We start from the raw sequence: 23,296 nt of genomic DNA, 5'->3' as shown, positions 1-23,296 counted from the left end.
TTCTGCCCCTGCCCTAATGGGCCTTGCACCGGTCGAACTCAGGTTTGACCAGCTCGATCAGGTGACGGGTGTACAGGGGTCGGGCGGCGGCGTTGAGGTGGTAGTTGGTGTCAAAGAAGCGGTCCATCGGATACAGCGTATCCAGCGGCGAGCCAACATAGTTCAACCCGTGTAAACGTGCCTGTTCCGGCAGGGAAGCGTAGTAACGGCGCTCTTTGCCCTGGTGGTAATCCGCCCGATCGAGCATCGGTGGCGGCACGAACACGGCACATCCACCGGCCGCCGTCACTTCATCGGCCAGCGCCTTCCAACTGGCCCAGTTGGCGTTCCAGGCGTGGGCCTGCGCGCCATAACGCTCAACCCCTGAACGCTCAACCAATTCATGCATCCAGACTTCCTGCTGACTGGATTGGGTGTTGATCTGATCGCCGTGTTGGTCGAGGTTCTGTGGGCCGTATAACCCGCTCACCTTGAAACCCGATGGCAAGCCCCGGTAGCCATCGACGACGCGTAAAACCGGCGTCAGCCAGAACACCTGGGCCAGCTGCACCAGGTTCACGTCCAGGCGCCGAAATCCCGGGTGCCCCCACCAGTAATCGATGAAGGACATGTTGATCGAATAGCGACCATGGAACATCGGGTATTCCACCGGCAGCACAACCCAGTCGCCGGGCTTGATGGCCTGTCGGGCGTAGCTCTGGATGTAGGGCGGCAGGATCCCGGCATTGACGCCCAGGTTGACCACCGGACGGCCCAAGGCCTCGGCCACGGCCTTGGAGTCCACGCCGAACATCGCCGCGGAGCCTGCGACCACCAGCACCTTGGGTTGTTGGATCGTGTTCGCCTGGGCCAATTTGTACTCGTAGGCCTTTTCGACCCAATGCGTGCTGGGCACAGGGCGCCCGAGCTGTCCGGCCAACATCAACAGCCACAGCCCGCCCACCAGCGCCAAGCCCAGCAAGGCGCCCCGTAGAAAACCACGAGATGACGTCTCCGATTTCATGGCCACCTCAGAAGTTGAAATACAGGAAGGCGCGATCCGGTGCACCGGCCAGCGCCTTGAGCACCATGAATAAACCGACGGTCACCAGCAGACCGCGGCCAAATGCACCCAACGTCAGGCACAAACGGCGGCTGCCCGGCAAGGTCAGGACCATCGCCAGCAGCGCCACACAGACCCAGGGCAAGCTCTTGTCGATGTGCATGCTGGCCACTTCCCGAAGCAGTACCAAGGGCTCGAAAGCCCAGGTCCAGCGCCAGTCGGCCAGCCCTTTGAACATGTGCAGGCTGGTGGTCAGCGAGTCGGCACGGAACGGAATCCAGGCCAACATCACCACCAACAAGGTCAACGGCACTGCGACAACCCGCGGCAGCCGCCAGCGGCTCAGGTGCCGCCAATAGTGGTTGATGACCAACAACAGGCCATGCAGGCCGCCCCACAAAATAAACTGCCACCCCGCGCCATGCCAAAGTCCGCCTAACAGCATGGTGATCATCAAGTTGCTGTTGGCCATCAGGCGCCCACGCCGATTGCCGCCCAGCGTGATGTACAGATAGTCACGCAGGAAATGCGACAACGTGATGTGCCAGCGGCGCCAGAACTCGATGATCGAGGCGCTCTTATAAGGAGAGCGGAAGTTCGCCGGCAGCTTGATGCCGAACATCAGGCCCAAGCCAATGGCCATGTCCGCATAGCCGGAGAAGTCGAAATACAGCTGAAGGCCGTAACTCAACCCGGCCAGCAGCACACTCGGCCCCGGCAACGCGTCCCCTGCCTGGGCGTGATCGAACAGCGCGGCGACGCCTGGTGCCAGCGGATCAGCCAGCAACACCTTCTTCATCAGCCCCACGGTGAGCAGCGAAATACCCAGCTGCCAGGTCAGTGGTCGATTGAACCAGCCTGCGGCTATCTGCGGAAAAAGGGTACGGGCATGAACAATGGGGCCGGCGATCAGTTGCGGGAAAAAACACACGAAGAAGCTGTACTCGAGCATCGTGCCCGTGTCCGGCAGACGGCGGCGGTACAGGTCCATATGCCAGGCAATTTTCTGGAAGGTAAAAAAGGAAATGCCGAGCGGCAAAATGATGTGCCAGCTGGCGGAGGACGGCAAAAAAGAGAAAAAGAACCCCGCGTACTTGAAGTACGCAAGCACCGACAGGTTGAACACCACCGCCACGACCAACCAAAGCTTGCGGCGGGTTTTCACCTGCTGCAGGCCCAGCAGGTAATTGACGACAATCAGCCCCAGTAACAGCCCCAGGTAGCGCCAGCTCCACATGCCATAAAACACCAACGAGGAAATGACCAACATTGCCAATGCCGGCTGCTCGAGACGAAAACGCCGCAACAGCAGAAACAGACCGTAAACCGCCGGAAAAAACAGCAGCAGGAATGCATACGAACTGAAGATCATTAGGACTACTTGATGAGGTACTGGCAGGCACAGCGAGCAAGGCGCCCGCTGCAGTTATCGAAGAACTTCCCGTTACAGGAAGTCGCGTATATCGCGCTCGAGGCGCCGACCGACCCAGATCGAAACGGTCAACAATCCCAACGAGAAGAGCGTCAACACACCGATTGCAAACAGGTTGGGCATTTGCCCGGTGATGAGGGCTGCCCGGTACGCGAGCACCAGGTGGTAGAACGGGTTAAGCGCCACCAGATGCTGGATGAAACCAGGCAGGATATTGGCGACATACACAATCGGCGTCAGCCAGAACCAGAACTGGACGACCACGCCGACCACTTCCTTGATGTCACGCATGAACACCGAGAGGATCGCGCAGGTGATGCCCAGCGCGTAGGCCAGCAATTGCTGGCACAGGAAAATCGGGATCCACCACAGCAAACTCCAGGTGAAGTTAAAGCCGATGGCGATCAAGAAAATCATGAAGAAACCGGTGGCGATCAAATAATGCACGGTTTCGCTCAGCACTACATATAAAGGCAGCGACCACAGCGACATCCGTACTTTGCCGATCAGGTGGGCTTTTTCGTGAAAGACCTGAGTGATACGCGTCAGCGTGGCAGAGAAGCAGTTCCAGGCCAGCAGACCACTGACCAGATAGACGCTATAGCCCCAAGGCCCCAGATCCTGGCCCAACCCGCCCAAGCGCATGCCCATGATGCTGGAAAACACCAGGGTAAAAATAAGGATGTTGATCAGCGGCAGAATGAAGGTCCAGGCCGCGCCGAGCATGGAAGCAGAATGCCTGTCGATCAGATCCTGGCGAGTGAAGTTGAGAATCAGGTTCCAGTTCATCAGGCCATCCGGTACAGAAGAAAGGGCCAGAGGATACGCACTCTCCAGCTATAAAAAAACCCGCCTTTTAAGGGGCGGGTTTTCTTGAGATCAGCTTGCGATGGGCCGAAGCCCATCACAACTATCAATCACGAGGCAATTAAGCTACGTGGCTGATAACGCCGTTCGCGAAAGCAACTTGCGAAACGTCGGTAACGCCAACCAGTTCGATGATCGATACTTTGTCAGTAGTCGATGCAGCGAAGCTGTTGTTGACAACAGTGGTGTTGCCTTCAGCTGCAGTTTCGATAACTGCGTTGACTTTGCCCGATGCAGCGTCTTTGAAGAAGAATACTTCCAGCGCGCTGTTGTTGGCACCGTGGATGCCAGTAGCGTCGATGGTAGCAGTCTTGTTCAGAGTGTAGCCTTCGCCCAGGTAGATGGTGTCTTTACCAGCTTCCAGAGTTACAGCGCCGTCCGAAGAGGTTACTTTGCCAGCAGCGAAGTAGAACACGTCGGCTTTGTTTACGTTACCAACAGCAGTACCGTCACCGGAGATCACGCCAGCAGCATCGCCCAGTTTTTCCAGGACTTGATCAGCAGTAACTTTGGCGTCTGCGGCAACTTTAGCGTCGCCAGCAGCGGTGTAAGCATCAGCAATGGCTTTGTACGAGCTTTCCAGAGCGTCCAGAGACTTGGAAGCGTCTACTTTAGCTTTGGCAGTTGCGTCAGCTTGGTAGTCGTTTGCCCAAGTAGTGCCTTCAGCAGTTGCTTTAACTGCAGTGTCAGCCTTGGTGAATGCATCGAAAGCCTTGTTGTAAGCCTGGTCTTTAGCAGCAAGAGTACCAACGGCAGTGAAGTTGCTCACGCCCGAGAAATCGGTAGCAATTTTGGCAACGTTAGTAGCCGAGGTATCTTTGTTAGCCAGGAAATCGTAGATCGCCTGAGCCTGAGCAGCTGCAGTAGTAACGACAGCTTTGTCGATACCAGCATCAGTCAGAGCTTTGTTCCAGACGGTGGCGTTTGCAGCGTTGGCACCGTAGGCAGCCAGGGTAGCAACTGCTTGAGCAGCATCAGGACCAGCAACTTGCGAAGTAGCAGCAAAGGCTACAGCAGCTTTTTCGTATGTAGTGATCTTGTCGATCGAAGCAGCGTCCTTAGCGACCAGGGCTGCACGAGCAGCAACCAGATCAGCAGCGGCAACGGTTGCATCGCCAGTCAGTTGCAGAGTGGTCTTGCCACCCAGTGCACCAGCACGAGCTGCAGTCAGATCGCCAGCCAGCTCAGCAGTCAGGGTCGCGTAGTCAGCGGTGTCAGCTGCTGTTTGAGTCTGGTCAGCCAGCTGTGCGTTTGCAGTCGACAGAGTAACCAGTTGCTTTTCCAGAGCCAGTACGTCAGCAACTTTGGTGGTTTCGAAAGCGGTTTTGGCAGCGTCAGCAGCCAGAGCAACTTTCAGAGTTGCAACGCTTTCCGGGATGGCGATACCGCTCAGGCTGCCGTCGGTCAGGTGACCTACCGCTGCGGTCACGCTAGCAGCAGTGTCGTCAACTTTAGAAATGATGGACTTGGCATCAGCCGCGTTGTAGTTAGCGCCAGCAGTCGAAGTGTAAACTTCGGAAACCAGTACTTTGTTGGCGATGATTTTAGCGTCAGTCGCGCCAGCACCAGCAACGAAAGCGGTCAGCAGTTGGTCAGCGTTGACGGTAGCGCCACCACCAGTAGTCCAGTAAGCCAGGCCAGCAGCGTCTGGAGCACGACCGAACAGGTTGTTGTAGATTTTAACAACGGTGTCGGAACGGGACAGACCGGCGTAAGCGTTAACGTACTCTGGTTGCTCGTTAACGAAGTTAGCGCGCAGGCTTTCCAGAGTCAGAACAGGCTTGTCAGCGTTCAGTTGCTGGGACCAGTAATCCAGGCCAGCCTTGTCTGCAGCGCGGCCCAAGTAAGCAACATACAGCTGTTGAATCTGTGCAGTGGTAATAGCCATTACGTTTTCATCTCCAATATGAGTCGATATCGACATCCAGGCTTCCGTTCGGATGAGAGCCCGTCGGCCCCAGCCTGTTGCCACGTCCCGGTAGGCCGTGGCCCCCTTTATGGGAAATCAGCTTTCACTGACCCTGTGCCAGTTATTTTTCCGGGACTTTTTTAAGTCCTTCAGAGTGATAACTGGCAATTGCCGGGCGATCATACATGCCAAATTAGCGGCGGAACAATAGCCGACCCCCTTCTTTTTCATCTTGTCTGTAGGAACTTTCTGAAAAAAAAATAAAATATTTGGTTACTTTCTGACCACTAAAGTTTTAATACTTTCAGCAGAGAGGGCGATTAAAACGTTACGTAGACGGGCCGAAACCGTGGACCATCCATGGTTGCGGATCCAATCGGCCTGCCGAGCCAGCGGGCCGGCGTCAAGATTTTTACGCAAACCATCTGCCATTGATTGGCTATCAGTGCCCGGGAGGAAGGTCACGGCATCCGCCACGTCCTCGAAGATGGCCAATGGGGTGCAAAAAATCGGACGACCGGTACTCAGGCCCCAACGTACGGCAGCACTCGAAGACTCTTGGGTATGTTGATACGGGAACACGATCGCATCGGCCATTCCCAGCCACGCCAGAGACTCCTCGTCAGGCAGGTAGTCGGTGATCAAGGTGACTCGTCCCGCCAGATCCGGCGCCTGAATCCGCTGACGGCAGGTTTCGGCAAGCGCTGCCGAAGCGGGTACCGGATATTCAGCATTGACCAATAGCAGGTGCAGAGCGTCGTCATGCTTGGCCAATAGGGCGAACGCCTCGATCAGTTCCGGCATGCCTTTGTGGGGCAATAAAAAGCCGTAACTGGCAATAATCGTTTTGCCTGTCAGGTTGGCGGCTTTCTGACGCGGTCCCGGCGCCGGCGCCGGGGTATCAATGACCCCATGAGGGAACAGCAGCAGGTTCTTGCTCAGGCCAAAGCCTTTAAGGCGATTGAGGTCACCCACACTGTGTACCAGCAGGCGCTCTGAACCGGCCAGCGACTCCCGCATGTCGGACAACGACTTGAGCTTGTCGCCATGCTGAACATCGGCCGTGGAGTGGAAAACCACCAGCGTACGGATGCCGCGGCCATGCGCCCAATCCAGCAACGAAGCGAACGCCTGCAGCCCGAAGAAGGAGAAGTTGAACTGGAGCAGCAACGTATCCACGCCGGAGCGTTCAATAGCGGCTTTCAGTCGATCCAACGGATCGAAATCGCCCGCGCTCCAGCAGCGTTCAATGTTTCCCTGATCGGCACTGGTCAGTACTGCGTCATCGTTGGCGAATACATGGCACTCCAGACCAAAGGCCGGCTCGAGCAGTTTGGCGCTGTAGGTCGCAATGCCGCAGGCACTGTTCCAGGTGGTGACGCTGCCCAGCCGCGGCGCTTTCTTGAGTAACGGCTGACGCTTGGCCTCGGCAATGGCCTCGACGCTGGCCTGGGCCACGTGTGACCAGGTGAAGCGGCTGCGGATCAAGGCATCGGCAGCCTCGACACGCTCGGCGGTCATCTCGTTCAGATCACCTTTGCTCCAGGCCTGGTAGAACTCGCCCAAGAGACCGGCCAAGTGTTCGCTGCTCGGCTCAAACCATACTGAGGCACTGGCTTTCAGGTGAGTGCGAGCACGCTCGTAACGGTAGTCGATGAGCCAGGCGGTCTGTTCGGTACAGAAATCCGTCTGACCGCCCTGCCCCGTCACGATCACCGGCAAGCGATGCAGCATCGCTTCTGCCAGCGGCAGGCCAAAGCCCTCCCCTCGCGAAGGCGCGACCAATGCATCGGACAAGGTGTACAGCGCGCGCAGGGCAGAGTCCGGCAGATCCTGTTCGATCAACTCGACCGCAGGCGCGGATGGGAACTCGGCACGCCAATCCGCCAACTGCTGCTGGATGTTGTGGTGCGGGTTGGGGAAGGTTTTGATAATCAGCACCACCGCGTGCTCGGCGGTGAAGGCCTGGCCGTAGGCCTTGAGCAAGACGTCGACGCCTTTGCGCGGAAAGCAGGACGATACGTGCAGCAGCTTCAGGCGCTCGCTGGTCACCTGCGGCATGGCCGGCAGGCTGTCGAAATCGATGTCCGCCTTGAGGATATGGTCCGCGCCCAGGCCCACCGTGGCCAAGGGCACGGTCACGCCGTTGTCCTGCAACGTGGTGGTCACCCAGCTGGACATGCTGGTGATCAAGTGCGTCTGATGGTTGAAATCATGGCAGTAGGCTTGCGGCAGGCAGGATTCTTCCCAGCCATAGCAAGACATGACGTTCAGATCGCCCTGCATATCGGTGACCCGGGGTGGGTACATCAGACGCATCACGGTGTTCGCCGGTTGTTCGGCGCGTGCGTGCAGGGCCGCACAATCGGGGTTGTTCAGCAGGAATGTCTGATCGACCGGGATCGGCCCCGGCCCTTCGGTGGCGCGCAAGGCGACCTTGTGGCCGTGTTCAGCGATCGCTTTGGCCAGCTCACGATTCACCAGCGCCAGGCTGTAGGTGCTGTCGAATGGACCCTCGATGCGGTAATCCACCGCTGCTTTCGGCACCGCTACCGGAAATGTGTGGTGCGGCAACACGATCTCGAATTTGGCCAGGAAAGCGCTCAGGCGGTCGTAAAGCCGTTGGTAGCCAAACTCGTCCATGCGCTCGATGCCGTAGCGTTTCATGCTGCGACGCAGCGCCGGGTTTTCCATGATCTGAGCAATGGTCGCCGCGACTTCGTGAGGCTCGGCGTTGTCCAGCAGCAGGCCTGCATTGCCGAGTGTGTGAACCACGTTGCTGTTGGGCGCGTCGTAAGCCAACACCGGCAGACCGTGGGCCATGGCCTCGATCAGCGGCATGCCGAAGCCTTCGTGCTTGCTCAACGACACGAACAAGTCGCTTCGGCAGTACAGGGCGTTGAGGGTGTCATCATCAACCTTGCCGGTCAGGTTGACGAAGGCTTCGATCCCGAGCTCGCGAATGCGCGCCTGAATCTTGTCTTTGTAATCGGCCACGGTAAAACCGCCAACGAGATACAACTGCAGCGGCACTTGTGCACTGCGCAACAGGTGAGCGAATGCCTCGACCAGGGCCAACTGGTTCTTGTGCGGCATGATCCGGCCAACGAACAGCAACGTGAACGGACGCGGGGTGTCGTGACGCTGCACCGCATGCGGCTCGATGCGCTCCAGGTCCACCAGCAATGGAATCTCTGTCACCTTGTGTTCGTCATACCCGCGCTTGAGCAGCTCCTGCAGGTTCTGCCGGGAGTCGGCAATACTGCCCGTCAGCCAGTGCTGCCAGCTATCGACCTGTTCCCAGCCGTGGGCCAGCATCGGCTGAATGACGTGATCGGCGGGGAACAGCTCGCCCGGCGTGATGTTGTGGAACACCATGAATTTGCGCTCGGGCAAATCACGCAGCCAGGATTCAACCGGGTTTCCGATGCCGTGATGCACCAGCAACGCATCGGCACTGCCCGGCAGATAGTCATCGATACACAGTACGTCGCCGGCCATTTGCTCTGACGGTTGGATGCAATAGATATCCGACTTGACGCCTGCCAGGCGCAGCAGCTTGCGGGTCAACATCATCCCGTTGCTGATGCCGTCACCGTGACTGACACTGATGGCGAACTGGTGGATGGTGACCTTTGCTTCGTTTTGCATGAGCTGACCTGGGACGAAAATTGAAAAGAAAATAAAAGAGGGTGTTATTGAACACTACAAAGAGGTGGGCCGCATTCGGCATTCGGTTTACGTGGCAACCGCTATAAAAAAGGGCCGCGTTTTCACGCGACCCTTATGACTAGCTAGCTAGATATCTATAACGATATCAGAAAGACTTGCCGACCTTCACTCGCTCCAGGTCAGCCTTGACCATCAGCTGGCAAAGCTCTTCCAGCGTAGTCTTGGGTTCCCAGCCAAGTACGCGCTTGGCTTTTTCGGGGTCACCAATCAGCAGTTCGACTTCGGCAGGACGATAGAACTTCGGGTTGACCTGAATAACGGTCTTGCCGGTCTTGGTGTCGATACCGTGTTCGTTGTCCGCACTGCCCTTCCAATCCAGTTCAATGTCTACGGCCTTGAACGCCATGGACACGAAGTCGCGAACTGTCTCGGTACGATTAGTCGCCAGGACAAAGGTGTCAGGCTCATCGGCCTGCAGCATGCGCCACATACCTTCGACATATTCCTTGGCGAAGCCCCAGTCACGCTTGGCGTCCATGTTGCCAAGCTCCAGGCAATCCTGCATGCCAAGGGAGATGCGCGCAACGGCGTCGGTGATCTTGCGGGTTACGAACTCTTTACCGCGAAGGGGGGATTCGTGGTTGAACAGAATGCCGCTGGAACCAAAAATCCCGTAGGACTCACGGTAATTGATGGTCATCCAGTGCGCATAGAGCTTGGCCACGCCGTACGGGCTGCGCGGATAAAAATCAGTGTTTTCGGTCTGCGGGATCTGCTGAACCTTACCGAACATTTCCGAGGTAGAAGCCTGATAGAAGCGAATCTTCGGATTAACGATACGGATCGCTTCCAGCAGGTTTACTGCACCGATACCGGTGATTTCCGCGGTGGTGATTGGCTGGTCGAAAGAGACGCCTACGAAGCTCTGAGCCGCAAGGTTGTAGACCTCGGTTGGCTCGGCTTTCTGTAGCAGACGGATGCTGGCGCCCAGGTCAGTGAGGTCATGTTCAACCAGCTCCAGGTTTTCATGGGAGGCAACCCCCAATTCTTCCAGACGCCAGAAGTTAACCGAACTCGTGCGACGATAAGTGCCATATACCTTGTAGCCCTTCTCCAGCAGCAGCTGGGTAAGGTACGCACCATCCTGACCTGTTACGCCTGTGATGATGACTGACTTTTTACTTGTGTTCATTGCTTCATGTTCCGGTCGGAGACAGGGTTCGTTGCGCTGTTATTACTCAACCACACATTGACGCTCTCGACGCTTTCCTCGGAAAGCTTGCCAGCCCAGCGGTTGAGGATGAACAGGTTCGTAATGAAATCGTATTGAGTTTTTAGCAGATCGCGACGAGCTTTGAACTCGTTTTGTGTCGCGGTCAACACGTCCACGGCATTGACCACACCAAAGGCAAACGCCTTTTCTGCAGCAATACTGGACTTCTCCGCGGATGCCAACGCGGTGCGGTTAGCCCGTATTTTTTCGACGCTCGAATCCGCAGTCAAATAGGCATTGGTGGTTTCTTTGACAACCTGGCGGCGCATCGCCTCCATTTGCATTTCCGCAGTCAACTGGTCCTCATACAGACCACGCACCCTGGCGGACGTCGAACCGCCACTGTAAATCGGGATTTGTACCCCAATACCCGCCACATAGCTGTCGGTTTTTGGTGCCAAGGCGTTGTTGTAGCCTTCGTTGGTATTCTGCGCGCTTAAATTCAAGCTGACCGTAGGGTAATGACCACCCTTGCCGCCGCGCAAAGCCGCCTGAGCCGCTTCGACCGCGTTTTGGCTGGCTTTGAGTTGGGGGTTGTCTGTCACTGCCAACTGCACCCAGCTGTCCAGGCTTTCGGCCGAAACCTGCAATTCCACGTCATCGCGCACGCGACTCAACTTCTCCTTGACGGGACGGCCGATAATTTCTGACAACGCAACGCGGGTCACTCGCACCTGGTTTTGAGCATCCACTTCTTGCGCAGCAAGGGCGTCTACACGCGCCTGGATATCGAGCTGGTCCGTGATCATTGCCAGTTGCTTGCTATACAGGGCATTGACTCGGTCGAGGTTTTTTTGCGTTGCACGGCGTTCGGCCTGGACCAATTCAAGCTCATCGTCAGCCGCCAGGGCGGCGAAATAACGCTGCGCCAAATCGACGGTGGCTTCTGCCCGCGCCTCAGTAGACTCGTCATTTGATTGCTTGGCGAGGCTCTTGAACTTCTGATAGTTCTCCCAGGCAGCCTTGTTATAGATGTGCTGACTCAGATTGATACTGTAGTTTTCGCTGTTATAGGACTGACGGCTGAGGTCATTCTCTTGACGAATCCGGTTTGCGCCGCCATTGACCGTGACTTGCGGCAATAGACCACCCAATGCCTCGCGTTGCTGCTCCTCACTGGATTTAGCCCGGGAGTAAGACGCCAGCACCCGCGGATCTTCCAGGCGCGACTCGCGGTAGAGTTGCATCAGATCAGCTGAGTAATCCTTGGCACTCACACTCTTGAGGGGCGGTTTGGGCGTCGACGGTTCAGCGGTTTTCGGCTCGGCGGCATGTGCTTGCAACACAAGCATTCCCAACATCAGGCATGGAAACAGACGCACAATCACTCCTCAATCATCGATTGCGAGATAGCGTTGTGCGCTGGCTGCATCAGATATTGCAGCATGGTGCGTTCACCCGTATTAATCAGCACGTCAGCCGGCATACCCGCCAGAAGCTTACGATCAGCAAGTTTTTTTAGACCCGCCTCGGTGACGCTGACTCTGGCCAGGTAATAAGGCTGGCCGGTTTTTTCATTGGTTAACCGGTCTGCCGATATGTTCGTGACACTGCCTTCGATCACGGGGGTCGTGGCGCTGTTGAACGCACTAAAGCGAATGTCCGCCAGTTTTCCAATGGCGATGCGGTTGATGTCTTGAGGCGCGACTTGAGCTTCGACAATCAACTCGGAGACAGACGGGACGATATCCAGCAGAGGGGTTGCCTGGCGTACAACACCGCCGACGGTATGAACGGTCATACCGATGACCATACCGTCATCCGGAGCGCGGATGATGATGCGACTCAGGCGATCTTCCAGTGCTGCCGTACGCTCTTGCAGGTCATAAGCCTTGGTCTGGATTTCAGACAACTGCTTAACCACGTCGGAGTTGAAATCCTTGTTGACTTGCAATATCTGCAATTGCGTTTCATTGATCTGCAGGCGAGTCTTGGTAATGGTAGAGCGATGATCTGCAACTTCGGATTTGAGCATATCGAGCTTGCGCTGCTGTTCCAGCATGCGCTGCTTATCGACGAAGCCTTGAGCAAGCAATTCGTTCAAATCACCAATTTCACCGGTGTAGGACTGCTCAAGGTTTTGCTTGGTACCAATGATGGTATCGGTACCTTTGATTTGCTGGTTTAACTGTCCAATACGCTCTTGAAGTACTGCAATCTGGCCCAGGCGCGCACCGCGGCGCGCATTGAAAACCTCGGTTTCACCCGCACGCGCTTCGATGCCCCGCGGACTTTCAGGCTCGTACATTTGGTCAAACGTTATGACAGATTTGTCGTCCCGCTCTGCGATCAGGCGGGCTTCCATCGCCTTGGCTGCAATCAGCTGATTGCGTGTCATTTCGTATTCGGAGCGCAGCTGGGCATCGTCAAGGATGATCAGCGGATCACCTTTCTTGACGATGTCACCATCGTGAGCCAGCACGTCTTTAACGATACCGCCCTCAAGGTGCTGGACCGTCTTGCGGTAAGTCTGCACGGTGACAACACCAGGGGCGTAAACAGCGCCATCGAGTGGCGCGAATGCAGCCCAGGTGCCGAACAAGCCGAAAGTCACGAACACAATGCCAAAGCCGAGGCGACGCGTTTTTCGGTCGGAAATCGGAAGATCAGCGAAGCTATCGGTTTGATTACTGAGAGAGCGGGTCATCGACATCTTCCTGTCAGGCGCTGGCCGGAGCCGTGCCCGTGGCAACTTGAGCAGCTTTTTGTTGAGCGGCAAGTTGTTGTTTGTTGAGTTCTTCCATTACTTGATCACGCGGACCGTACATGCTGACTCCACCTGCGCTCATGACGAGCAACCGATCAAGTTGAGACAGGATGGTGGTGCGGTGAGTGATGACGAAGATGGTCGCCCCAGTAAGCTTTAGCTCCTGGATAGCGGATGCCAGAGCACGCTCACCAACCTCATCGAGGTTGGAATTGGGTTCATCCAGCAAAATAAGGCGCGGCGAACCATAGATGGCACGGGCCAGGCCGACACGCTGACGCTGACCACCGGAAAGGTTGACCCCTTCACTGCCGATGACAGTGTCATAGCCATCGGGCAGCAACAGAATCATTTCGTGTACGCCTGCAGTCTTGGCAGCGCGCACCACTTTCTCGGGATCGACGTCGGTGAAGCGTGAAATATTTTCGCTAATGGTGCCTTCAAAGAGCTCAATGTCCTGAGGCAAATACCCCATGTAAGGCCCTAGCTGGTCTTTATCCCAGTTGCTGATGTCGGCACCATCCAGGCGTACGACACCATTCTGGGGCGCCCATACACCCATCAATGCTCGGGCCAGCGTGGATTTTCCTGACGCGCTCGGGCCAATAATGCCGACTACAGAGCCGGCCGGGACACCAAAGCTGATGCCACGCAAGATCGGCGTTTTTGAACCGGGAGGGCAAACGATCAAGTTCTCAACCAATACATGCCCTTGAGGTGCAGGCAATGCCATGCGCTCTGGCTCTGCATGCAACTTATCGAGAGTGTCGTTGAGCCGGTCATATTGCGATCGGGCGGCAATAAAGCCTTTCCAACTACCGATAATCAAGTCGATAGGGGCCAGCGCACGTCCCAGCAAGACCGAACCTGCGATAACCAAACCAGGGCTGATCTCATGGTTTACGGCTAAATATGCCCCCAAACCGAGGATCAACGACTGAATAAGCATGCGGAAGGTTTTGGAAACAGCACTGACTATCCCGCCCTTGTCGCTGGCCTGGGACTGAAGGATCAATACATTTTTCTGACGCATACCCCAGCGGTGCATGAGGGTATTCAGCATCCCCATTGATTCGATTACTTCGGCATTACGCAGGTTTTTAGTCGTGTACAGGGTTGCAGCGATGTTTTCTTTATTCGCTTGCCCTAAAGCCTTGCCTGTCATCTTTTCATTCATGTAGGCGAGGAATAGCAGCACCAGGGCGCTACCAATAGCGACCCATCCATACCAAGGATGGAACAGGAACATCACAGCAATGTAGATCGGCAGCCACGGAGCATCAAAAAAAGCAAACAATCCATTGCCCGTTAGAAACTGCCGCAGGCCTGTCAAATCGTTGAGTGACTGGGCCGAAGCATCCATACCGCCACTTTCCAGTGAACGCTTGAAACTGGCCTTATATACATCGCGGCTTAGCAATACATCCAGCTTGGTGCTGACGCGAACCATGATCCGCGAACGGACCCACTCCAGGGACCCCATCGTGATAACCAGCACGGTCATGATGATGGTCAGCATCACTAACGTAGAAATGCTACCGCTTGTTACCACTCGGCCATAGACCTGGAGCATATAGAAGGTAGGAACAAGCATCAGGGCATTCACAAATAAACTGAAAATACCGACTGATATGAAACTGCCTTTACAAGCTTTCAGCGCAGCTTGCAAGCTGTTTTCATGAAGGTTACGCATAATTTCCTAATGCCGCTGGGTATGGAAAAGCGCGGGAGTGTAGCACCTCGCTTAGGCTGCAATAAATGAAAAAACGTTTAGAGGAAGGCGCTGTTGGCCCACAAAACAATGGGTGCCGTTTTTTTGCGTTGCAAGCCTCCGAAGCTAGCAGTTAATCTCTCAGGCCTTTTCTCACATGCGCCCAGGCTCCCCCTGTGTGTTGAGCGTTTTCGGCATGAACAAGGGCTTTTGGCGTTGTTCAAAGCAGCCAAAGTCAAATGTTTTAGCCAAGGTAACTCATGCGCATCCTGCATTTTTTCAAGACCTATTATCCCGACACCACAGGTGGCATCGAGCAAGTCATATTTCAGCTCTGCCAAGGCAGTCGTGTCTTAGGCGTTGAAAGCCAGGTGCTGACTATCAGCCAAGATCCTTCTCCTGCGCGGCTACAGATGGCTGATCATCAGGTCACTCGTGCCAAAGAAAATTTCAACTTGGCCTCTACAGGCCTCTCGATGCGAGTGTTCAGCCAATTTAAGGAAATGGCGGCCGAAGCCGATCTGGTGCACTTTCATTTCCCGTGGCCCCTCATGGACCTGGTGCATTTTGCCACCGGCCATGGTCGCCCCACCGTGCTCAGTTATCATTCGGATATCGTCAAGCAACGCACCTTGCTCAAGCTTTATGGCCCTTTAATGAAGCGTTTTCTCAGGAGCATGGACCGAATAGTGGTGGCCTCGCCTAACTATCTGGCTTCCAGCGAAGTGCTCAAGCCGTTTGCCGACAAGACGATGGTCATCCCTTACGGATTGGATCAATCGGCGTACCCAAAAGCATCGACGGAAACACTCAGCCACTGGCGAAAAAGTCTGCCAGAAAAATTCTTCCTGTTTGTCGGCGTGCTTCGCTATTACAAAGGCTTGGATAGCCTGCTTAACGCGCTTGAAGGCGTAGATTATCCAGTGGTGATTCTCGGTAGCGGCCCGCAAGAACTTGAACTCAAAGCTCAAGCGCAAAAGTTGCAACTGCGCAACGTGCTGTTTTTGGGGCGTCTGGATGATGAGGAAAAAGTCTGTCTGCTGCAGATGTGCTACGCCCTGGTCTTCCCTTCCCATCTTCGATCTGAAGCGTTTGGTATCTCTTTGTTAGAAGCTTCGATGTATGGAAAGCCGATGATTTCTTGCGAGATCGGAACAGGGACCACCTACGTCAACATTCACGAAGAAACAGGTCTGGCCGTCCCTCCAGATTCGCCCGTGGCCTTGCGCGAGGCCATGCATCGCCTGTGGAATAACCCTGAAGAGACGCAGCGTTTCGGCAATAATGCTCGCGCCCGGTTTCAAGAGTTGTTCACCGCTGACCGCATGTGCGAGAGCATGGTGCAGCTTTATAATGAAGTAATTAACTTGAAATATATTAAAAATAAACCGTAAATCACATTATCCAAGCCAGACCAAACAATAAATAATCGTATCAAACTCAGCTACTATGCTCTGATATATTTTTAATTGCCAATATCTGCATTACAATAATTAGTATTATATGCTTTGATACATATCATTCAGCACACAATCGTAGACACCAAAATCCATACTGGACTACTGGTAGTTGGACGGTCCGTCATCTCGTGGCAATCCATCGATGTAAATAAAAAGAACCCGAGCTCATCGCACGTCTGCTTGGCGGCACCTATAGTTTGGGTCGCAACCCTCTACGACTGGAGCGATCGCAGGGGGCAGCTGGGTTCCAGAATGATAAAGCGCTGCTCAAAGAATAGCTGATGCTTGGTGTATCACTAAAAAAGCGGACAATGTCGCGACGTATGGAAAGTCGGCTTACTGCTTCAATGCCAGGGCCTGTGCGCGATACCACTCGGACACTACATGTGCACCTGTTGAGATGAACATCAAGTCCTCGTGTGGCCGACCGTGGGAGCAACGACACTCGCCGCATAACCGGAAGACCACTGCTGCCGTGCTGCTAAAAACCAGATTTAAGCCAAAAATCGAGCAACAACTCATCGACACCAAATCCTACAGGCTAGAAAAGCTTTCGTACTGATTTGGTATCGACTACAAATTCTGGCTATATAGTGATAGCTAGCTATAATGTTAGCTAGCTATTCACGTACCTAAGGAAAGAGGTCTGTCCTTAGGTGCTGACTTTTAGGGCAGTAAAACGCCGTCGTGAAATGACTCATCCCAATTTTTTGCACACGCGGCCGCGGTTCACCAAAAGCAATGGCTTAGGCGTATCCGCTAACAGGAATGATGACGCTCATGCAGCTGTTGGCGTTTGCCTCTTGGGTGGGTAAAACGACAGATTTATAATCTGCACTGGATAAATTGCTTTCACTTAATGAAGCCGAACTCAGGCAGCCCCCTACCTTCCAGAACTCTAAGCACACAATGAACTGTGCATCAGGTTTCTGTCAGAGACCGCGTTACACCTTCGCAAAAAACAACCCTCTGGGCGGACATCCCGTGCTAGCGGATTGGGAGTTTCCAAAGTTTTCAGGGTGCGCTGAGCATCCGCAAACCTGCCCTGGGCGGTCGAACGTGACCTATGTTTGAAGCTCTTGTGATGCAACCCCACGGTAACCGGGGGCTGCCTTAGCGAAGGCCTATTCTACTTTTTTAGGGTGCTGGCTGACCAAAACCCTGCCCACGGCGCCACCTTGGGCATCACGTGCCGCGCATGCGCGATCAACCAGACCAAAACGAATTTGCTCTTACAGGATCTCGACAACCGCACGGCAGGGGGAATGGAAATTCTATGGTGTGGGCTTTTGCGACTGGGCTGTGGTGCCAAGGCGCCGGTTCGCATCTTGCTCTGTGAGAATTGAATGCTATCGACTACAAATTCCGGCTATGCGTATTAGCTATCTATAATGATAGATATCAATATATCAGTCGTAAGTCATTGATTTTACTTACTTTTAAATCACAAAAGACTTTCTTGTTGAACCGCTTCCATCCCCTCGCCAAGCGAAAGTCGTAACTGAGCAGCTTCTTGGAAACGAAATATCAGGCTTTTGACAGCTTTACCTTCAGTGATCGTTTGGTAAGTGATGACTATTCCAGATTTGGCCATGATTTCGGCGATCGACGGAGCTATCACCCTCTGCCGAAGATTGTTGAAACGCTTGTAGCTGTCGCCTAAATCCAACAACGTCCGCAGTTTCTCTACCTCGATGATCAATATGCCGGTGCTCTTGAATTGCATCATTAATTCGAACAATCGAAAACTGTGCATGGAATTCAGATTGGCCACGCGACGTAGGTCATACGAAGTGAGCTTGCTGTTGAGCATCGATAGATAAGGAATCACATCGACCGTGAAATTAAGGGTCACTCGACCCTCACCCTCTGCGTAGGTCGCCTTGTACACCCAACGGATACGGGTTCGATTTTTGCCATCAAAGGTCTGAATGTCACGCTCGTAGAGGGAGTCAGCCGCCTCCTTGAGATTGGTGTAAGCAAAACGTATTGGTATGCCATAGATCTCGGAGAAGCTAGCCGCAGTAACCGTGATCTTGGAAGGCATTGGTTTACGTGGATCAACCTGGGCAATTGCAGCCAGCAATAGGCGTTGCTCTTGAAGAGTCAGCCGGTAGGAGGCGCTGATCAAATCATTGGCTTTTGTGACAAGCAATGACGACGGTTCTTTGGAGCTCATCGACTAATCCTGATGCAGTGATGAGTCGATAGTACCAAGCTTGAGGGCACGCTGCGTGATGGTTTTCCAATAGCCAGAATTTGTAGTCGTTGAGTGGCTTTTGGCTACTGCCGGAATTTGTAGTCGTTAAATAGTCAGCACCATTTATGACCAGGAGCTCACCTGCACGAAACGACACAGGCGAAAATGACGAGTCCATAGCCGGAATTTGTAGTCGTTAACCGGACGTACTAGCCGGAATTTGTAGTCGATCACTTTGCGATGCAGGTGGTTTCTGATTTATGCCTCTCCAAAGGGGCTGTGAGGAGAGAGGAAGAACTCTTTCTCCAGCAGAATGCCTGTGGATAACAGCCGGAATCTGTAGTCGATACAGCTGGAATCTGTAGTCGCAACAGCCGGAATCTGTAGTCGATACAGCCGGAATTTGTAGTCGTATAGCCGGAATCCGTAGTCGTTGACCCGCTGCAGGCCACGGAAACAAAGGCCTCCAGCGATGCTAAAAACAAGCTTTAAAAACAAGCTTTAAAAACAAGATAAAAAGATTTTAAAAAAGGAGCTTAAAAATTATTTTCTTGATTGAAAATCAAAAGAAAAAGCAAGAGCATGTAAAAGCGCCTACGGCACGGCAGAGGTCGATAACGCCGAATTGCCTTGCTCCCTATTGATAACAATCAAAAAACGCCTCAAAACGGCTATTAAGTGCCTTAGAATTGATTTATCCCGCATGGATCCAAGCGAATACCTGTAGGCAGAACCAAAATCGCATCCACAAGTCATGGCTGCATCGGCATACAATTTGACAAACAAGGCTAAAATATATATAGCTATCTATATATCTAAATGCTCCCGTAGCCTCTTATAGGAAGAGAACCACAGTGACCATATTTGCTTGTGTAAATACCAAAGGTGGCGTTGGGAAAACAACAACCGCCGTTCACCTGGCAACGATGCTAGCTAAACTTGGGAAAACCTTATTAATAGATGGCGACCCTCAAGCAAGCGCCGCCAGCTGGGCTGCATGGCGCCGAGACAACCCAGAATATAGCCCTAGTCCTACAACTGTCTGTCTCCAAGGTAAAGCGATCAATTCCGAAGGCAGGCAGCTAGCAACAGCATATGAGCATGTTGTGGTAGACGCTGGAGGCCGAGACTCCGTGGGCTTACGCTCAGCGCTGCTGCTTGCAGAAGTTGTAATTGTACCTGTTGGCGCTAGCTCATTTGATGCTGCTGCTATGACAGACCTATTGACCGTCGTAGACCTAGCGCGAGATTACAATCCAGAGCTCGACGTCAGGATGTTGCTTTCCAGGGTCGATACACGGACAAAAGACACGGGGGAAATGCTCACATTCCTTGAGGAGCAATCCTTTAGTGTTTTCAAAACCAAGATCTGTGAGCGGGTTGCATTTCGTCGTTGCATCAGTGAAGGCGCAACTGTTCATGAACTCAAACGTGACAATGCAGCAATTCAAGAAATGAATGCTTTCTTTGCTGAGGTGTTGGGATGATTAAGGCCAAGCCAGATATAAAGAGCTACAAAAAAGATCCCAATGAGTTTCTGGAAGGGGGGGAGGCGGATAAGGCTTTATCAAAATCTGCTTCTACTCGAAAGCAGCCAGAAGTCGAAGAAACTGCGTCTTACATGATCGAAGCACTCAAACCAGAACCTACGGTGCAAAAATTATTTCGGCTACGTTGGGACATCGCTTGCGCTCTTAAGCTTGGAGCCGCTCAAGAGTCAGCCAAGACAGGAAAGCGAGTGACAGAAACAGACATCGTTCAGCAGCTATTAAAGAAACACTACAATCTATAATGCTAGATAGCTAGCTATCTGGCATTATAGTTAGCTACACGCGATCCTCATCGCCAAGTCCTGAAGCCTATAGGCGCTCAATGCATAATAATACCACCCCTCAATGCGAGCATAATAATGCGCACCACCGGCCTCAATCGCAAAGGTTTAAAAAGGGTGACTTACTAAAGATGCTAAGTTTAGGGGTGGTATTATGATGGCTGATATCGTGCATTTACACGCCTGCCTAAATGCTACGCTCAAAGAGTTCGGCAACGCATGGCCAAATTTCGTGGTGCGCTCGAAGGTATGGCAACTGCCCTTGTTGGCTGAACAAAAAGCAGCCGACCATATCGAGGCTCGAGCGTTAGAAGGCTGTGCGGCGATAGATGCGGCAATTCAAGCCATGTCGATGTTCGAGAGAATGCCTGATCAAGCACCTGGCACTGTCATGCGCTTACCAGGGTATTTCGCCCTCAGCGAGAGCGTTCTACATTGGGTGAAAGAGATCAACCAGCTTAAAGATCAACTCATGATGGCGATTGAGAGAACGCGCATTGAGATGAATTTGGCACCCTCGGCACGTTCGAAAATCTTGCGTCTGGCTTTAGGTGGGCAAATGAGCATGAAGCAATTGCTTCGTCATATTCAGGCTTTTGATATTTGCCCGCGGCTGATCGTATTCACATGGGCTGGCCATACTACAGGAGGGGAGCGGGTAGCAGTTGGTAAGGTCAGGGAGTTACTTGGCAAGACTGCAAAGCAACAAGCGATGAAAGAGGGGGTTGAGGTTGATCAAACACTGGCGGGCGCCGAATTACGACGCATCATTAACCTGGCTGACCAAGCGAGCCTAATCAAATATAAAAAAGTTGCTCCACATCCAAGAGCAATGGTGTATTTCTCGGACAACTCTCGCTACGACGCAATGACTCATAGCAACTTACCAATGTTCGTATTAGCAGGAGATCATCCCTCCGACATACACGAACTACGGGATTTTAATCGTCATACGCGTCAAGCCCAGAGGCCTGATAAAAAAACGCGCATCGAAGTGATCCCTCGTATGAACCTCTATCTCAATCCGGATGACCTAGTGGGCCAGCGCAAAGCAGAGGTGCAAATAAGTAAACCAAGTAGCGTATCCTCAACCTATGCAGCCGGCAGTCAACGAAAAAAAATTATAGAAACGCCTGACACGCCACAACTGGATCTCAACTTTTCTCTGCTTGATGATTAAAGCTAATCATTGCGCCAACGCTGATAAGGGTCGCCCACTCATTCATCAATTGCCGACGCTTATCTAAAAGATCGCCGCGGTTATACGCCGCTTCTACTTTGTCTTCCAAGGAGTGAGCAAGCGCCATTTCACAAATCTCTCTCGGGAAATTTGTATGCTCGGCAGACCAGGTGCGGAAGGTAGAGCGAAAGCCATGGGGAACGAATTCTCCAGCCTGCAGCTCATCCATGACGCGGCGAATAGCGTTTCCGGGCAAACTGCCGGTGCGTCTGGCGTTGGGGAAGACATAGATGGGATGCTTGCCTTGCTGTTGCTCCAGGGTCTGAATAGCGCCTGCTGACAGCGGCACACGGTGGACCTTTCCTGCTTTCATTCTTGCTGCATCAATCGTCCATATACCTGCCGCGAAATCGAACTCAGACCAGCGAGCATCGCACACTTCATTGCTCCGGCAAGCTGTATAGATCAGAAGCTCGCACGCACGTGCGGCCGTGCTCTCCAGGCTGTCGAGTTGCCGAATAAACGGACCTAACCGCTCTGCGGGCATGGCACTGAAAGGTACTTTTGCGCGTTTTTGACGTGGCAGCAGTTTATCGAGATGGCCTCTCCATCGAGCTGGATTTTCTCCTTCGCGCAACATCCTGGCTTTGGCTGCATCAAGCACTAATTCAATACGATTTCGCAGACGAAAGGCTGTTTCCGGAATGCGGGTCCAGATCGGTATGAGTACATCGAGCACATGCTCGGTTTTGATGCTGCCTACAGGCATTTCCCCTAGCAATGGATACACATGATCGCGCAGAGAGTTCGACCATTGCTGTACGTGCCTAACGTTTTTCCAGCTTTGACGATGGGTACTGATATACCGCTCAGCTTCGTGGCGAAACGTCACTGACGCGCGCGTTATCAGGGTCTGCTCGTACTGCAGCGATGCCCGTTTAGTGAGTGGATCAATACCCTGTGAAAGGTCCAGTCTATAGGTGTCGACCGCCAGTCGCGCAGCCTTCAACGAAACCGTCGGGAAGGATCCCAATCCTAAATCATGACGTCGGTTGTTGAGCTGATAACGCAAGACCCAATTCTTGGTGCCATTAACGCTAACGCGCAGAATGAGCCCCCGTTCATCGTGATAGCTACCTGGGGTTTCAACTGAGCGGAGAAAGGATTGAGTCAATTTGGCCATTTCAGGTGTCGGACTCCCAATTCTGACCGTGGCAAGACGAAGTGCGAATTATAATGTACGCGGAGTATGTATCCTCGTACAGACAAGGTTTTACCCAATAAAACCTACAATTCTCATATCAATTTTATTCTAAAGCCCACACTTCATCCCACATGAGTTTCATCAGTCCGTTCAGTGAGCGGGCCAACCTCAAGCTCGAGCGCCTACCGCTCATCGTTAAAATTCAGAAATCCAAAACGACAGCCGATAGGGAAGTTAATGCGTTGTCCGCAGGGATTCAGAATTGGCACCCTATCCCTCGCGTCCAACGCAAAACGCGCGGATCGAGTAGTTTCGACTGATCCAGGCAAAGCACCATTCTCGGCGACTACATAGCCGGAATTTGTAGTCGTTACCTGAAAAAACATAGTTATTTATAGCTAGCCAGCTAGCTATAAATAGATCGCGCGGTACAGAAAATTCGGGGCAGTATCTTCCAATCACCGCTGAAATCGTGTGTTTAAAGCAAACGGAGGCGTGGCATAGAGCCGGATGGCCGGAGGCCGCTTGAAACTCTACAGAGCACGAAAGCAGCGATTTCAGAGAAGGGTGGTATCCGTGACAAACGCCGCAGTCGCTGTGCGCACAAAGCAAGTAGTATTGGATCCAAGGACAGCGTACTGCCATTAATGTGGAATTGATCCAGTTGCCGGCGCAATAACAATCGGCAAAAAAGCCAACGCTGTTAACAGCTCACAAAGTAGAGCCAGGGGAAGTGATGGTTCCCTAGCCAAGTCAACTGCACGTGAGCGCCAATACTTAGCTTGATAATGGCCATAAGACATCATTT

At 53.3% G+C, this 23,296-nt stretch carries 15 protein-coding genes; 4 read left to right on the top strand and 11 right to left on the bottom strand.

What is annotated here, in order from left to right:
* Positions 1 to 13 precede the first annotated feature (13 nt).
* From GQ39_RS30845 to GQ39_RS30805, 9 genes are all read right to left on the bottom strand, one after another.
* Positions 14 to 1,003 (bottom strand): hypothetical protein, encoded by a 990-nt coding sequence (locus GQ39_RS30845; RefSeq protein WP_047539410.1) that lies wholly within the window; start codon positions 1,001 to 1,003, stop codon positions 14 to 16.
* Between the two features lie 7 nt (positions 1,004 to 1,010).
* Positions 1,011 to 2,414, bottom strand: coding sequence for an MBOAT family O-acyltransferase (locus tag GQ39_RS30840; protein WP_047539407.1), 1,404 nt, complete (start codon positions 2,412 to 2,414; stop codon positions 1,011 to 1,013).
* A 72-nt stretch (positions 2,415 to 2,486) separates the two neighbouring features.
* Positions 2,487 to 3,263, bottom strand: a complete 777-nt coding sequence (locus tag GQ39_RS30835) for an ABC transporter permease (RefSeq protein ID WP_047539404.1) — start codon at positions 3,261 to 3,263, stop codon at positions 2,487 to 2,489.
* Positions 3,264 to 3,402: 139 nt separating this feature from the next.
* Positions 3,403 to 5,265, bottom strand: a complete 1,863-nt coding sequence (locus GQ39_RS31080) for a DUF4214 domain-containing protein (RefSeq protein WP_081998033.1) — start codon at positions 5,263 to 5,265, stop codon at positions 3,403 to 3,405.
* A 258-nt stretch (positions 5,266 to 5,523) separates the two neighbouring features.
* Positions 5,524 to 8,901, bottom strand: coding sequence for a glycosyltransferase family 4 protein (locus GQ39_RS30825; protein ID WP_047539401.1), 3,378 nt, complete (start codon positions 8,899 to 8,901; stop codon positions 5,524 to 5,526).
* A 166-nt stretch (positions 8,902 to 9,067) separates the two neighbouring features.
* The gene (gene gmd / locus GQ39_RS30820; protein WP_024015085.1) at positions 9,068 to 10,114 is read right to left on the bottom strand and encodes a GDP-mannose 4,6-dehydratase; all 1,047 of its coding nucleotides are present in this window, start codon (positions 10,112 to 10,114) and stop codon (positions 9,068 to 9,070) included.
* On the bottom strand, positions 10,111 to 11,496 hold the full coding sequence (locus tag GQ39_RS30815; RefSeq protein ID WP_047539433.1) for a TolC family outer membrane protein: 1,386 nt from the start codon (positions 11,494 to 11,496) through the stop codon (positions 10,111 to 10,113). Before GQ39_RS30815 ends, gmd begins: the two co-directional genes overlap by 4 nt.
* 23 nt (positions 11,497 to 11,519) lie before the next feature.
* Entirely contained in the window at positions 11,520 to 12,842 is a 1,323-nt protein-coding gene (locus GQ39_RS30810; RefSeq protein ID WP_090470256.1) for an HlyD family type I secretion periplasmic adaptor subunit, read from the bottom strand.
* Between the two features lie 13 nt (positions 12,843 to 12,855).
* Entirely contained in the window at positions 12,856 to 14,595 is a 1,740-nt protein-coding gene (locus GQ39_RS30805; RefSeq protein ID WP_047539394.1) for a type I secretion system permease/ATPase, read from the bottom strand.
* 278 nt (positions 14,596 to 14,873) lie between these two features.
* On the opposite strand from GQ39_RS30805, the gene GQ39_RS30800 reads away from it, so the two are divergent.
* Complete coding sequence (locus GQ39_RS30800; protein WP_047539392.1) at positions 14,874 to 16,007, top strand: glycosyltransferase family 4 protein; 1,134 nt, start codon at positions 14,874 to 14,876, stop codon at positions 16,005 to 16,007.
* Between the two features lie 1,510 nt (positions 16,008 to 17,517).
* On the opposite strand, the gene GQ39_RS30795 is transcribed toward GQ39_RS30800, so the two are convergent.
* Positions 17,518 to 18,252: a replication initiation protein gene (locus GQ39_RS30795; protein ID WP_047539389.1), complete on the bottom strand. Its 735-nt coding sequence runs from the start codon at positions 18,250 to 18,252 to the stop codon at positions 17,518 to 17,520.
* An 875-nt stretch (positions 18,253 to 19,127) separates the two neighbouring features.
* On the opposite strand from GQ39_RS30795, the gene GQ39_RS30790 reads away from it, so the two are divergent.
* From GQ39_RS30790 to GQ39_RS30780, 3 genes are all read left to right on the top strand, one after another.
* The gene (locus tag GQ39_RS30790) at positions 19,128 to 19,760 is read left to right on the top strand and encodes a ParA family protein (RefSeq protein ID WP_047539386.1); all 633 of its coding nucleotides are present in this window, start codon (positions 19,128 to 19,130) and stop codon (positions 19,758 to 19,760) included.
* Positions 19,757 to 20,065, top strand: coding sequence for a hypothetical protein (locus GQ39_RS30785; protein ID WP_047539383.1), 309 nt, complete (start codon positions 19,757 to 19,759; stop codon positions 20,063 to 20,065). The genes GQ39_RS30790 and GQ39_RS30785 overlap by 4 nt, the downstream gene beginning before the upstream one ends.
* A gap of 193 nt (positions 20,066 to 20,258) precedes the next feature.
* Positions 20,259 to 21,284: a DNA replication terminus site-binding protein gene (locus GQ39_RS30780; RefSeq protein ID WP_081998032.1), complete on the top strand. Its 1,026-nt coding sequence runs from the start codon at positions 20,259 to 20,261 to the stop codon at positions 21,282 to 21,284.
* Here the strand turns inward: GQ39_RS30780 and GQ39_RS30775 are convergent.
* Positions 21,259 to 22,467: a tyrosine-type recombinase/integrase gene (locus GQ39_RS30775; RefSeq protein ID WP_081998031.1), complete on the bottom strand. Its 1,209-nt coding sequence runs from the start codon at positions 22,465 to 22,467 to the stop codon at positions 21,259 to 21,261. The genes GQ39_RS30780 and GQ39_RS30775 overlap by 26 nt on opposite strands.
* Positions 22,468 to 23,296 lie beyond the last annotated feature (829 nt).

The sequence above is a fragment of the Pseudomonas sp. 11/12A genome (assembly GCF_000800055.1).
Taxonomy (GTDB): domain Bacteria; phylum Pseudomonadota; class Gammaproteobacteria; order Pseudomonadales; family Pseudomonadaceae; genus Aquipseudomonas; species Aquipseudomonas mohnii.
This window is presented reverse-complemented; position numbering and strand designations above follow the sequence as displayed.

Excerpts from the sequence above, each read along its gene's own strand:
- GQ39_RS30845 (WP_047539410.1), bottom strand. The coding sequence starts at position 1,003 with ATGAAATCGGAGACGTCATCTCGTGGTTTTCTACGGGGCGCCTTGCTG.
- GQ39_RS30840 (WP_047539407.1), bottom strand. The coding sequence starts at position 2,414 with ATGATCTTCAGTTCGTATGCATTCCTGCTGCTGTTTTTTCCGGCGGTT.
- GQ39_RS30835 (WP_047539404.1), bottom strand. The coding sequence starts at position 3,263 with ATGAACTGGAACCTGATTCTCAACTTCACTCGCCAGGATCTGATCGAC.
- GQ39_RS31080 (WP_081998033.1), bottom strand. The coding sequence starts at position 5,265 with ATGTCGATATCGACTCATATTGGAGATGAAAACGTAATGGCTATTACC.
- GQ39_RS30825 (WP_047539401.1), bottom strand. The coding sequence starts at position 8,901 with ATGCAAAACGAAGCAAAGGTCACCATCCACCAGTTCGCCATCAGTGTC.
- gmd (WP_024015085.1), bottom strand. The coding sequence starts at position 10,114 with ATGAACACAAGTAAAAAGTCAGTCATCATCACAGGCGTAACAGGTCAG.
- GQ39_RS30815 (WP_047539433.1), bottom strand. The coding sequence starts at position 11,496 with ATGTTGGGAATGCTTGTGTTGCAAGCACATGCCGCCGAGCCGAAAACC.
- GQ39_RS30810 (WP_090470256.1), bottom strand. The coding sequence starts at position 12,842 with ATGACCCGCTCTCTCAGTAATCAAACCGATAGCTTCGCTGATCTTCCG.
- GQ39_RS30805 (WP_047539394.1), bottom strand. The coding sequence starts at position 14,595 with ATGCGTAACCTTCATGAAAACAGCTTGCAAGCTGCGCTGAAAGCTTGT.
- GQ39_RS30800 (WP_047539392.1), top strand. The coding sequence starts at position 14,874 with ATGCGCATCCTGCATTTTTTCAAGACCTATTATCCCGACACCACAGGT.
- GQ39_RS30795 (WP_047539389.1), bottom strand. The coding sequence starts at position 18,252 with ATGAGCTCCAAAGAACCGTCGTCATTGCTTGTCACAAAAGCCAATGAT.
- GQ39_RS30785 (WP_047539383.1), top strand. The coding sequence starts at position 19,757 with ATGATTAAGGCCAAGCCAGATATAAAGAGCTACAAAAAAGATCCCAAT.
- GQ39_RS30780 (WP_081998032.1), top strand. The coding sequence starts at position 20,259 with ATGATGGCTGATATCGTGCATTTACACGCCTGCCTAAATGCTACGCTC.
- GQ39_RS30775 (WP_081998031.1), bottom strand. The coding sequence starts at position 22,467 with ATGGCCAAATTGACTCAATCCTTTCTCCGCTCAGTTGAAACCCCAGGT.